The sequence below is a fragment of the Methylophaga sp. SB9B genome (assembly GCF_004832235.1).
In the GTDB taxonomy this organism is placed as follows: domain Bacteria; phylum Pseudomonadota; class Gammaproteobacteria; order Nitrosococcales; family Methylophagaceae; genus Methylophaga; species Methylophaga muralis.
In genome coordinates, this window is the sequence record NZ_SSXS01000007.1 from 99,129 (window position 1) to 112,010 (window position 12,882).

The window sequence follows — 12,882 nt, forward strand, 5'->3', positions numbered from 1 at the left end:
CGCTTTAATCAATTTTAATGCCTGTTTTGCGTATTAACTTCATGGAAACTGGCTTGTTCAGGTGCCAGAACAGTCGCCGTATCCGGAGTCGGTAATACTTTCGTCGGCATGGTTTGCAATGATTTTTCCAGCACTTCATTAATCCAGCGAACCGGAATAATTTCCAAGCCGGATTTAACATTATCCGGAATTTCCCTTAAGTCTTTCACATTATCTTTAGGGATCAAGACCGTATCAATGCCTCCGCGATGAGCGGCCAGTAATTTTTCTTTCAAACCACCAATCGCCAATACTTCTCCACGCAATGTGATCTCACCGGTCATTGCCACGTTGGATTTAACCGGGATGCCGGTAATTGCAGACACTAATGCGGTACACATACCGATACCGGCACTTGGACCATCTTTTGGTGTAGCGCCTTCTGGAACGTGAATATGTAAATCATGGCTTTGCAAATAATCTTCAGCAATGCCCCACTCTAATGCCCGCGAACGGACAACAGTCGTAGCAGCTTGAATGGATTCCTGCATTACATCACCAAGTTTACCGGTATAACTGGCTTTACCTTTACCTGGCATAACGGCAGATTCGATGGTTAACAATTCACCACCTACTTCTGTCCAAGCCAGACCAGTTACTTGTCCAATGCGATCATCTTCTTCAGCGACACCATATTGATAATGGTAAACGCCAAGATAGTCTTCCAGATTATCGGCGGTGACGATCACTTTCTCTGCAGGTGACTCACTTAAAATTTGTTTGACCAATTTACGGCAAATTTTCGAGATTTCACGTTGCAAATTACGTACACCAGCTTCACGTGTATAACGGCGAATGATTTCCATCACTGCTTGAGATGTAATTTCGATCTCGTCCGCTTTTAAACCATTATCTTTGATCGCTTTCGGCAATAAGTATTGCAAAGCAATATTCAATTTTTCATCTTCGGTATAACCGGCAAGACGAATAATTTCCATACGGTCACGCAATGCATCTGGAATGTTCAAAGTATTTGCCGTACAGACAAACATCACATCAGAGAGATCGTATTCAACTTCCAGATAATGATCGGCAAAAGTAGAATTTTGCTCCGGATCCAAAACTTCTAATAATGCAGAAGCCGGATCACCACGAAAATCCTGAGCCATTTTGTCAATTTCATCTAACAGGAACAATGGATTACGCACGCCTGTTTTGGAAATATTCTGAATTACTTTACCTGGCATAGAACCTATGTATGTACGGCGGTGACCACGAATTTCTGCTTCATCACGTACACCACCCAACGCCATACGGCTGAATTTACGGTTAGTAGCACGCGCAATTGACTGGGCAATCGATGTTTTACCAACGCCCGGTGGTCCCACTAAACATAGAATTGGGCCTTTGAGTTTTTTAACGCGTTTTTGTACTGCGAGGTACTCGATAATGCGTTCTTTAACTTTTTCCAATCCATAGTGATCTTCATCCAGCACTTGTTGTGCATGCTCCAGATCCAAGGTCACTCGTGAACGTTTTTTCCAAGGTACTTCTAGTAAATATTCAATGTAATTACGTACCACTGTCGCTTCAGCAGACATTGGTGACATCATTTTCAATTTCTTCAGTTCTGATTCAGCTTTATCGCGCGCTTCAGCACTCATGCCTGCAGTAGCAATTTTTTCCGCTAACTCTTCTACTTCATTGCCACTATCATCCAGCTCACCAAGTTCTTTCTGCACAGCTTTAAGCTGTTCATTCAGATAGTATTCACGCTGGCTTTTTTCCATCTGCTTTTTGACACGATTACGGATGCGTTTTTCGATCTGTTGAATATCGATTTCCGACTCCAGATAGGCCATCAATTTTTCGATGCGATCTTTAACGTCAGACATTTCTAAAAGCAGTTGTTTGTCTTCAAGCTTCAAGGTCATATGAGCGGCAACGGTATCCGCCATGCGCGCAAGATCTTCAATGCTAGACAATGATGCAATTACTTCAGGTGGAATTTTTTTATTAAGCTTAACGTACTGTTCAAATTGACCCAGCAGCGTGCGCATCAACACATCGGCTTCACGCTGATCAGGATGTTCATCAATAAAGGTCGCAACTTCAGCCTCAAGAAAAACATTGGTATTGTCATACAACGCAACTTTAGCGCGCTGAGTACCTTCAACCAAAACCTTTACAGTGCCATCTGGCAATTTCAATAATTGCAGGATGTTTGCCAAGGTACCCGTTTCATAAAGATTTTCAGGTGAAGGTGAATCTTCACCTGAATCTTTTTGGGCTACTAGCAGAACTTGCTTGTTTTCATCAGTAGCGTGTTCCAATGCTTTGATGGATTTTTCACGCCCAACAAATAATGGAATAACCATATGCGGATAGACAACAACATCACGCAATGGCAACACTGGTACTTTTTGCAAGGCATTGTCATCAGTTGATGTAGCTTTTAATTCATTTTCCATCAATGCAGACCTCTTAAGGGAGTCAACAGACACGTTTATCGTGTACGTGAAAACAATATGGGGACAGGCATAAAGAAATCAAGCGTCCGGTGTAACCGGACGCATTAATATTTGCCAAAGTGTATAAAGAACAATCAGGTAGAGACTATTTATCACCTGAAGCAAGATCAGCAGGTTGATCTTCATAAATTAGTATTGGCGTGTTTTCACCGTTGATAACACTTTCATCCACTACCACTTTAGTGACGTTATCCAAGGATGGCAGGTCAAACATGGTATCTAACAGAACATTTTCAATAATGGATCGCAGACCACGTGCGCCGGTTTTACGCTCCATTGCCTTGCGGGCAATCGCCCGTAATGCATCCGCTCTGAATTCTAGTTCACAATTTTCCAGTTCAAACAATTTTTCATATTGTTTAGTGAGTGCATTTTTCGGTTCAGTTAATATTTGTACCAAAGCAGCTTCATCAAGTTCTTCAAGCGTTGCTACAACTGGCAAACGACCAACAAATTCTGGAATCAATCCGTATTGAATTAAATCCTCAGGCTCAACCACTCTTAACGCTTCACTTGACGGTGCGTTAGTATCAACGCTCTTCACGTCAGCTGAGAAACCTATGCCACCCTTGTGGGTACGGTTGCGAATAACTTTATCCAAGCCAGCAAATGCACCACCACAAATAAATAGAATCTTGCTGGTATCAACTTGCAAAAACTCCTGTTGTGGATGTTTTCTGCCACCTTGGGGTGGTACTGAGGCAATAGTACCCTCAATCAATTTCAATAAGGCCTGTTGAACACCTTCACCGGATACGTCACGAGTAATCGATGGGTTATCCGATTTTTTGGAAATCTTATCGATTTCATCGATATACACGATGCCCGTTTCAGCTTTTTCTACATCGTAATCACATTTCTGTAACAATTTTTGAATAATGTTTTCAACATCTTCACCAACATAGCCAGCTTCTGTCAGCGTAGTGGCATCCGCCATGGTAAAAGGCACATTTAATTGTCTGGCCAATGTCTCTGCCAGCAATGTTTTGCCACTACCCGTCGGTCCAATCAACAGAATATTACTTTTAGAAAGTTCTACATCATCATTTTTGGTGCCGTGGCGCAGACGTTTGTAATGGTTATATACCGCTACCGATAAAACGCGTTTGGCTTTTACTTGACCAATAACATAATTATTAAGAGCAGAATCTATTTCATGTGGAGAAGGCAGTCTCGAATCGGCCTTGCCGTCCGTTTTTTCTTGCAGTTCTTCACGGATAATATCGTTACAAAGCTCTACACACTCGTCGCAGACAAATACCGATGGACCCGCGATCAATTTTTTTACTTCATGCTGACTTTTACCGCAGAATGAACAGTAAAGTAATTTGTCGTCGTTTTTTTTGTCGTCGCTCATATCGCTCTACTTTCCTAACGTTTGTGTTGGCTTAAGACTTTTCTGCTGGTCGGCTATTCATTACAGCATCAATTAAACCATATTCTGCTGCTTGTTCACCATTCATGAAATTGTCACGATCGGTATCACGTTCAATTTTCTCTATATCCTGACCAGTATGATGCGCCATAATTCCATTTAATCTATCACGGATACTTAGAATCTCTCTGGCATGAATATCGATATCTGATGCCTGCCCCTGGAAACCACCTAATGGCTGATGCACCATAATGCGCGAATTTGGCAGAGCAAAACGTTTACCTTTGGCACCTGCTGTTAACAATAATGCACCCATACTGGCAGCTTGACCGATACATAAGGTACTGACTTGCGGTTTGATAAATTGCATTGTGTCATAAATTGCCAAACCGGCGGTGACAGCTCCACCTGGAGAATTAATATAGAGATGGATATCTTTATCAGGTTTTCTGATTCCAGGAACAACATCTGGGCGACAATCAAATTCGCCATATGGTCTTCAACTTGACCAACCAAAAAGATAATGCGCTCTTTTAGCAGACGAGAATAAATATCGTAAGAACGTTCACCACGTGAAGTCTGTTCAACAACAATTGGAACCAATGCATTTTGAACTGGATTGAGATGCTCAGAAAATATAGTGCTCATAGCGGTCCTGTTTTAATGCCAAATAAAAAATAGCCCATGCCCAAAAGTTTGAGCACGGGCTGTCTTTGTAAAAACTTGCTTGTGCCTTTAGGCTATTGCATTCATCACTTCAGAGAATGAAGATGCTTTTTCTTCAACTTTAACATTATCGTAGATCCATTCAACGACAGTGTCTTCTACAACCATCATTTGGATTTCAGATAATTTATCCTGATTTGTCATGTAGTAGTTCATTACATCTTCAGGATCTTCATAACTGGCAGCAATGGCTTCAATTGCTTCACGAACGCGTTTTTCTTCAGGTTGAATTTTATTGTCAGAAATAATCTTACCGATAAGCAGACTAAGTTTGACACGTTTTTCGGCATTATCTTTGAAATTACTCAATTCAAATGGCAAACCTTCAACATTGACGCCTTGATTACGCAAATTGTTCTTAGCTTGCTCCATCAAGAAATTCGCTTCACGTTCTACCGGAGCTTCTGGTAAAGCAATATCATTGTTTGCAGCAACACTGTCCATCGCTTTACGCTTATTGACATTTTTCAATGCTGCTGAGAGTTCACGTTCCATATTCGAGCGGACTTCTTTTTTCAAGGCAGCTAAACCACCTTCAACACCACAAAGCTCAGCAAATTCTTTATCTAGTTTTGGCAGTTTTTTCTTGGCGACCTGTTTCACAGTCACAGCAAAATCAGCTTTTTTACCACGCAGATGTTCAGCACGATAATCTTCAGGGAAAGACATTGAAATGGTCAGCTCTTGATCTGGCTTCACACCGACCAATTGTTGTTCAAACTCCGGCAACATGCTGCCATTACCAATAATAACTAATACATCCTTACCTTTACCGCCCTGGAATTCTTCACCATCAATGCTGCCCACAAAATCAATGGTTACACCATCTTCTTCTTTGGCGGCGCGTTTCAGCGGCTCCCAGCTCATGCGTTGCTCACGCAGGGTTTCTAGCATTTTATCAACATCTTCTTCAGTTACTTCAGCAACTGTTTTTTCCAATTTAATATCGGCAAGTTTTACTTCGGCGAGTTCAGGAAAGATTTCGTAATTCAGTGTATAGACTAACGCTGACTTTTCTTCTTTCATGCTATCAATATGCGGAGGGCTGGCCGGATTCACTTTCTCTTGTGTGAAAGCTTCACGCATGCTGTCTTGGACAATTTGATCAATCACTTCGCGACGTGCTGAGGGACCATGCGTTTTAACCAGCATTTTCATTGGAACTTTGCCGGGACGGAAGCCAGCCATTCGAACTGATGGGCGGATAGATGCCAAGCGTTGTTCAACAGCTTGTTCAATATTCGCATCTTCCACAGTAATGGTCATTTTACGACCAAGCTCGCTGACATTTTCTACAGTTACTTGCATTCTTTAAACCTCAAACACGGGGATTAAGCGCATTGCCGGCGTCATAGCACCAACAATTGTAAATGGTACGAGAGGAGAGACTCGAACTCTCACAGGTTACCCTACTGGAACCTAAATCCAGCGCGTCTACCAATTCCGCCACTCTCGCAATTCGTTATAGATATGCTTACGTATCTAATCAAGTCGGCCATTATAGCCAGATAAACAGACCAAAACTAGCCTTGTATTGTCAAAAATGCGAATGCCAAGGCTGCCTGCTGGCAAAACTGCCGAAAAGCAATAAGATCCTGCTGTTCTAAAGCTCTGTTTGAAGCATGCCTGTCAGCCAAAAATAAGCCGAAGGGTTTGTTGGAGCGTTTCAATGGCATCGCCAGCAGGGATTGAACATTAAATATTGCATTACTTTCTTGCTGAATTTTTTTTATCTGTGCGGGTTGTGATTGATCAAGTAGCACGGCATCTTCAGCTGACAATAAATCTTTAAAAAGGCTGGATGTCTTGTTACTGATAGTTATCTTGAATAACTCACACAATTGTTCATTTTGATGTCCCATGGCATACCGACAATTGAGCTGAGTTTTGTCAGCTGATAAAACAGCAAATACCACCCTGTCCATACCCGCACCACGATAAATCCCTTCCATCACCATTTCCAGAATCTGATTAATACTTCTATGTTCCTGAATGGCTTGGGTAATATCTTGCAAAATGCGTAATTGAATTGCTTGATCAGGTGCAAAATAAAGCGTTCCCTGCTCAACATCTGCTACTGATTCGCTCAAGCTATCATCACTTAGTTCAATGTCGCTGGGTAAAGGAATCAATCCCTGAGCGCGCTCAATACCGGTCAGATTTAACAATTGTTGTGCTGCCAAGGCACTATCATAAACCGATGATATTAAGGTTTCCTCTGTACTGTGTGCCAGTGTTGCGGATTGCTTAAACCATGGCGCTAGCTTAGTCATATCCCAGGATTTCCGAGTTTCAAAGGCCAGTTGTCCGGCATAGCGAATAATCTGTACCGCTTCCGATTTATCATGTGAACGAAAACTTTGAACCAGCAGATCATTTAATGACCAGGCCTCGGCAAGACCTTGAGTGAGTTGCTGCAAGGAATATCCTAAGACGTCTATCTCGGCAGAAACAGTTGATTCTGCTTGCTCGTATGCGCTAACAGTTTTTTCATCGGCAAATGCCCAAAAGGTTAAATAGCCGAGACGCGAGAGTAATGCCGCAATAAAAATATCTTCTGGCAATTCAGAATGACACAAGTTGGCCATATTCTGTGCCTGTACTGCAGCATGCAGTGATATCGCCATTTCTTTAAGCACTTTATCGTGACGTTTGCTGGCTTTTAATGAATCAATTAATACCAGCGTCAGTGCCAATACTTTGACCTGTTCAAAACCTAACAGCATTAAAGCGCGTGACACAGTATTAATATGATGTCCTTGAGGATTGTAATAGACGCTATTGGCCATTTTTAACAAACGACCAGTTAAGGCGGCATCACGCAAAATAACCTGGGCGACATCTACTGCCGCACTGTCCTCCTGCTCAAGGATCTGATTAATTTCCAGCATGGTATTGGGAAAAACTGGCATATGCTTATCGGTCAACTGACGGATAAAGCGTTGTGCAGCAACTGGCATTGGTGTCAGTGTCATTCAGAGTCTTCTTTGACAATAATCTGATTAGCAATTCCATGCGGAACGTGTCCGGTAGCGACATGATCTCTTGCCGAGATGCAATGACGTTCCTGATCATCAAAGAAAATATCGGCGCCAAATGATTTTAGAAAAGGGCCTTTCTCCATACCGCCAAGAAAGATAGCTTCATCAATACGGATACCCCATTCTCGTAAAGTACGAATCACACGTTCATGAGCCGGTGCGGAACGAGCAGTCACCAAAGCCGTGCGAATCGGTGAGCTATTTTCAGGGTATTCGGTTTGGATTTGATTCAATGCCATTAAGAAATCTTTGAATGGCCCGCCGGATAATGCCTGTCTGGCGGTTTTCTGTTCGTTCTGGGTGAATGCTTCCAGCCCGCGCTCTTTATATATGCGTTCTGATTCATCTGAAAATAAAACGGCATCGCCGTCAAAGGCAATGCGTAGTTGATCTGATTCAGAGTTATTACCTAGATTCGACGGCAAGATAGTGGCTGCCGCGATACCTGCCTCAAGTGCCATCCGCACGTCTTCAGGACTAGTTGATAAAAAAAGGTTTGCGCTGAAAGGAGCAACATATCGATACGGGCTACTGCCAGAGGTAAATACAGCGCGGATAATGCCCAACTTGTGGTGCTGAATCGAATTGAATACGCGTAAACCTGTATCAGCGCTATTGCGCGACAATAAAATAATCTCAACCCGAGGGGTATTGGGATTATTGTCATTTAACGCCAATAACTTTTTGACCAAATTAAATGCGCCGCCTGGTGATAAAGGCACATCTTCATTTTCAATCTGAAACTGACAGTAGGCTTCGGTGCCCTGCTCTTCATAAATCCGATGGCTTTCATCCAAATCAAACAGCGCGCGTGATGAAATTGCCACCACCAATGGTTTTGTTGGCTTTTCCACGTTTACTCCCGGACTAATGACTGAGCGTCGATGCGAACATTCTGCTTAATAACATCCCACATTTTCTCTCTGGATTCAGAGGGTAATTTCGGGCTATTAAACAATCTTTGCATATCCTGTTCAAAACTATGTAAAACCGAAACCGATGCAGGCTTACCTTTGGGGAAATTACTGTCTGCAGTAAATACCACATGGCAAAAAACCGGCATTTTGGGAATCAGTGAACGAATGGCTTGGCGCGCATGTTCAAGATGATGCAGCGGGTTAGTGAATTTATAACTGCGACCATCAACAATTTGGGTCCATTGTTCGATTTTCTCAGCACCGAATAAATGTCCGCTGATTGGATAATCCCGCAAAATCAAAATGCCCTGCTCCAACAAAAAGATCTTTTCAATTTCCAGTAATCCACCCAAGCCATCAGCAAAATCACATTTTTGAGTTCGTCCTGTTTATACGGTTTTAATACTTGTTCAATCTGAATCTGTGAAGGACTTTTCCGAACAAAACGTCGATAGAGTAACCAAATAATCAATATTAAAACCAAGCCCAGCCCGCCGGCTAACTCTATAGAAAATTGTTCAAGCAAACGAATACCACTCCTCAAGTTTTTGAATATTATACGGCGTTAGAGCCAGGCAATGTTTAATTGCCAACGATTATAGGATCCTGATGAATAATCACTTCTGCTTCATCGAATAAGGTATGAATTTCTTGGTTTACCTGATCACTTATATCGTGGGCTTGTTGCAGAGTAAACGCAGCATCCAGCTCAAGATGCAATTGAATAAAAACAGTGGTGCCTGATCGTCTGGTTCGTAAATCATGCATACCTTTTACTTGCGGGTGCTTTAACACCAATTCAGTTATTTGCTGACGCTCGGCATCACTAATTTCATGGTCCATCAACAAGTCTACTGCATCCCTGAGGATCTTCCATGCACTGAACAGCACATAGACCGCAATAAATACCGCCATTAATGGATCAAACCAGATTAAGCCAAACTGTGTTAACAGCAATGCAATTATGACGCTGAAATTGACCAATAAATCCGATTGATAATGGAGGGAATCGGCCCGGATAGCCGAAGATTTGGTTTTTTTAATAACAAATCGCTGTAACAGTAATAACCCCACCGTAGCCATCATGGAAAACAACATGACAGCCACGCCCAGCTCTATTCCCGCGGTCAGCGGTTGAGGATTAACGAGTCGGCCGCTTGCCTGAAATAACAACATGCACGCCGATCCAGCAATAAACATAGATTGCCCTACCGCCGCTAAAGGTTCCGCTTTGCCATGACCAAAGCGATGTTCTTTATCAGCAGGTTGTAAGGCGTGTCTAATCGCCAACAGGTTGACTAAAGAAGCGAGTAAATCAAGACTGGAATCAATAAGACTTGCCAGAATGCTGATGGAATCGGAGAGATACCAAGCAATAAGCTTAGCGGCTATAAGCACAAAAGCCGTCAGCACAGAAGCATAGCTGGCTAAGCGCATTAATGTTGCATTATCGAAGTGTTGAGACCGTAACATGTTCTCAGTATAGTGAGACACAACCTTTGTGCAAAGCAGTAATGAACTGTCTTTAACGCCCCATTCATTCGCCTTTTTTCAGGAACTATCATGTCGATCAGCAACATTACTACTCAGCCGTTTAATGATCAACGACCCGGCACCTCGGGATTGCGTAAGCGAGTTCGTGTGTTTCAACAAAAACATTATCTGGAAAACTTTGTACAAGCCATGTTTGATGCTATTGGCGATACACAAAATCAAACCCTGGTTATTGGCGGCGATGGCCGTTATTACAATGAGACGGCAATTCAGACTATTGTAAAAATGGCGGCAGTGAATGGCTTCAAGCGCTTGATTATCGGTCAAAATGGCCTGCTTTCCACACCGGCGGCATCGTGCGTTATTCGAAAATACCAAGCCTTTGGTGGGGTTATTCTTTCGGCCAGCCATAATCCCGCCGGACAGGATGGTGATTTTGGTATCAAATTCAATATCCGTAACGGTGGCCCCGCACCTGAAAGCATTACCGAAGCAATCTTTCAACATAGTCAAAAGATTACGTCTTATCGTATTTTCGACTGTGATGATATTTCCCTTTCCGAAATTGGCACTCAACACCTGCAGGACATGCAGATAGATATCATTGATCCGGTTGTTGATTATGCTGAATTAATGGCGGATATTTTTGATTTTCCGGCGATTCGCGCCCTGCTATGTAATGGTCGTTTTCAAATGCGCTTTGATGCGATGCATGCTATTACCGGACCATACGCCAAAGAAATTCTCGAAAAACGTCTGGGAGCAGAAATAGGTACGGTCATTAATGGCATTCCTCAAGCGGATTTTGCCGGCGGTCATCCCGACCCTAATCTCACCTACGCGCCAGAATTGGTCGCAGAATTATTTGCCGAAAATGGTCCGGATTTCGGCGCAGCGTCGGATGGCGATGGCGATCGTAATATGATCCTGGGTCATGGCATCTTTGTCACACCATCTGACAGTCTCGCCATCTTGGCAGCGAATGCTGAACTAATACCTGCCTATCAGGAAGGCCTTAAAGGTATCGCCCGATCAATGCCAACCAGTCAGGCAGCAGATCGAGTCGCAAAAGCATTAAATATTCAAATGCATGAAACACCGACTGGCTGGAAGTTTTTTGGCAATCTGCTTGACGCTGATATGGCTACCTTATGTGGTGAAGAAAGCTTTGGCACTGGTTCCAATCATATTCGCGAAAAAGATGGTTTGTGGGCAGTTTTATTCTGGTTGAATATTCTTGCCGTCAGACAGCAGTCTGTCAGCGAAATTGTCAGACAGCATTGGCAGAAATATGGTCGGAACTATTACACCCGGCATGATTATGAAGAGATTCCGACCGATAAAGCCAATCAGCTAATTGAATGTTTACAACAGCAATTGCCTCAATTGGCAGGTCAGGAACTGAATGGTTATAAAGTGGATTATGCAGATAACTTTAGTTATCACGATCCTGTCGACAACAGTATTTCTGAAAATCAGGGTATCCGTATTGGCTTTACCGATGGTTGTCGCGTTATCTTTCGACTGTCAGGTACTGGCACCCAAGGCGCGACTCTAAGGGTTTATATCGAAGCCATTGAGGATAATCCAGACCAATTGTTTGAAGACACTCAAACACGGCTGAAAGATTTAATTGATTTGGCTAACGGCCTGGCTGGAATCCAATCAATCACTGGCCGCACCGCTCCCACCGTTATTACTTAGGCTTTGCATGCAAACATTAATTTTAGGATCCAGCTCCCCTTTCCGGGCTGAACTGCTGGCTAAACTACATTTGGATTTTATTACTGTTTCACCGGATATCGATGAAAGCCCGCAAGCGGATGAAAAGCCTGAACAGCTGGTAAAACGGCTTGCAGAAGCCAAAGCTCGTAAAATTGCAGAACAGCATCCTGATAGCCTGATTATTGGGTCTGATCAGGTAGCGGTTTTAAATGGTCACATAATGGGTAAACCCGGTAATCATGCCAAGGCGACAGAACAGCTTTCTGCTGCTGCAGGCAATAAAGTAACCTTTATGACGGGATTGGCTTTGTATAACTCCGCTAGCGATTCGATGCAGTCGTTGGTGGATTATTTTGAGGTGATATTCAGGCCGCTTTCTGCAGCACAGATTGATTTTTATTTAACCACGGAACAACCGTATCAATGCGCAGGAAGTTTTAAATCGGAAGGCTTTGGAATCAGCTTATTTCAGGAGCTGCGTGGTCAGGATCCTAATAGTCTGATTGGATTACCACTTATTCGTTTGATTGAACTGCTGGCCAACGAAAGTGTTGATGTGTTGGCGCAGCAGTCCGACTAAATCAGCTTATTGTTGTTGGCTTTTTTCCATATTTTCCATGGCTGCTGCTTGAGCCGCCATATTGTTCATTGCTTGCCCCATCAATTGGCGAGCCGCTTTAGAACGCAAGGTTCTAGCCATTCCCTCAGTCAGTCCCGGATTGACGTTATTGTCGGTGAGTAATTGTTTTAACTCATCCAGCTGTGGTTCGCAGGATTGCAGAATATCATCGGCATTCTGTGTGGCATCCTGACCGCTTTTATTGGCATTTAACCGTGATTCCATCATGCATTTGTTGTAAGCGGTAATATTATTGGTCATTTCATTGATAGCTTCTTGAGGCATATCACCAGGGGTTAACATGGATTCTTCTGCCATTACGGCTGAACATAAGACAGCCAGCGAACCAGCAGCCAGATAGTGCTTAATCATTTCATCCTCTCCAGATATTTATAGTTTTTTTGGTGCCATGCTAGGACATGTTTCACCGGCAAATTATCCCATCACCGATGAATACGCTACAATCTGCCATCAC

10 protein-coding genes, 1 tRNA gene and 1 pseudogene are annotated in these 12,882 nt (G+C 43.0%); 2 read left to right on the top strand and 10 right to left on the bottom strand.

Translation table 11 applies throughout. The features are described from left to right. Nucleotides 1–14: 14 nt before the first annotated feature. From lon to E8Q33_RS09180, 9 genes and pseudogenes are all read right to left on the bottom strand, one after another. Complete coding sequence (gene lon, locus E8Q33_RS09140; protein WP_136554294.1) at nt 15–2,450, bottom strand: endopeptidase La; 2,436 nt, start codon at nt 2,448–2,450, stop codon at nt 15–17. 145 nt (nt 2,451–2,595) lie between these two features. Continuing rightward, nucleotides 2,596–3,867: an ATP-dependent Clp protease ATP-binding subunit ClpX gene (gene clpX / locus E8Q33_RS09145; protein ID WP_069295359.1), complete on the bottom strand. Its 1,272-nt coding sequence runs from the start codon at nt 3,865–3,867 to the stop codon at nt 2,596–2,598. A 31-nt stretch (nt 3,868–3,898) separates the two neighbouring features. Further along, nucleotides 3,899–4,533 (bottom strand): annotated as a pseudogene (clpP, locus tag E8Q33_RS09150) (ATP-dependent Clp endopeptidase proteolytic subunit ClpP). Between the two features lie 87 nt (nt 4,534–4,620). After that, nucleotides 4,621–5,919 (bottom strand): trigger factor, encoded by a 1,299-nt coding sequence (tig, locus tag E8Q33_RS09155; RefSeq protein WP_136554296.1) that lies wholly within the window; start codon nt 5,917–5,919, stop codon nt 4,621–4,623. Between the two features lie 63 nt (nt 5,920–5,982). Beyond that, nucleotides 5,983–6,067, bottom strand: a tRNA-Leu gene (locus E8Q33_RS09160). Nucleotides 6,068–6,134: 67 nt separating this feature from the next. Then, nucleotides 6,135–7,586 carry an HDOD domain-containing protein gene (locus E8Q33_RS09165; protein ID WP_136554298.1) on the bottom strand — a complete coding sequence of 484 codons (1,452 nt, stop codon included), beginning with the start codon at nt 7,584–7,586 and terminating at the stop codon, nt 6,135–6,137. Further along, nucleotides 7,583–8,506, bottom strand: a complete 924-nt coding sequence (locus E8Q33_RS09170; RefSeq protein ID WP_084002904.1) for a 5'-nucleotidase — start codon at nt 8,504–8,506, stop codon at nt 7,583–7,585. The genes E8Q33_RS09165 and E8Q33_RS09170 overlap by 4 nt, the downstream gene beginning before the upstream one ends. A gap of 2 nt (nt 8,507–8,508) precedes the next feature. Continuing rightward, a complete protein-coding gene (locus E8Q33_RS09175; RefSeq protein WP_247870002.1) occupies nt 8,509–8,922 on the bottom strand; it encodes an NERD domain-containing protein in 414 nt (137 codons plus the stop codon). A 229-nt stretch (nt 8,923–9,151) separates the two neighbouring features. After that, nucleotides 9,152–10,042, bottom strand: coding sequence for a cation diffusion facilitator family transporter (locus E8Q33_RS09180; protein ID WP_168800182.1), 891 nt, complete (start codon nt 10,040–10,042; stop codon nt 9,152–9,154). 90 nt (nt 10,043–10,132) lie between these two features. Between E8Q33_RS09180 and E8Q33_RS09185 the strand changes: the two genes are divergently transcribed. Both E8Q33_RS09185 and E8Q33_RS09190 read left to right on the top strand, forming a co-directional pair. Beyond that, nucleotides 10,133–11,767: an alpha-D-glucose phosphate-specific phosphoglucomutase gene (locus E8Q33_RS09185; RefSeq protein WP_136554300.1), complete on the top strand. Its 1,635-nt coding sequence runs from the start codon at nt 10,133–10,135 to the stop codon at nt 11,765–11,767. Between the two features lie 7 nt (nt 11,768–11,774). Beyond that, nucleotides 11,775–12,368 carry a nucleoside triphosphate pyrophosphatase gene (locus E8Q33_RS09190; RefSeq protein ID WP_136554302.1) on the top strand — a complete coding sequence of 198 codons (594 nt, stop codon included), beginning with the start codon at nt 11,775–11,777 and terminating at the stop codon, nt 12,366–12,368. A 6-nt stretch (nt 12,369–12,374) separates the two neighbouring features. Here E8Q33_RS09190 and E8Q33_RS09195 read toward each other — a convergent pair whose 3' ends face one another. Next, the gene (locus E8Q33_RS09195) at nt 12,375–12,779 is read right to left on the bottom strand and encodes a hypothetical protein (protein ID WP_069295367.1); all 405 of its coding nucleotides are present in this window, start codon (nt 12,777–12,779) and stop codon (nt 12,375–12,377) included. Nucleotides 12,780–12,882 lie beyond the last annotated feature (103 nt).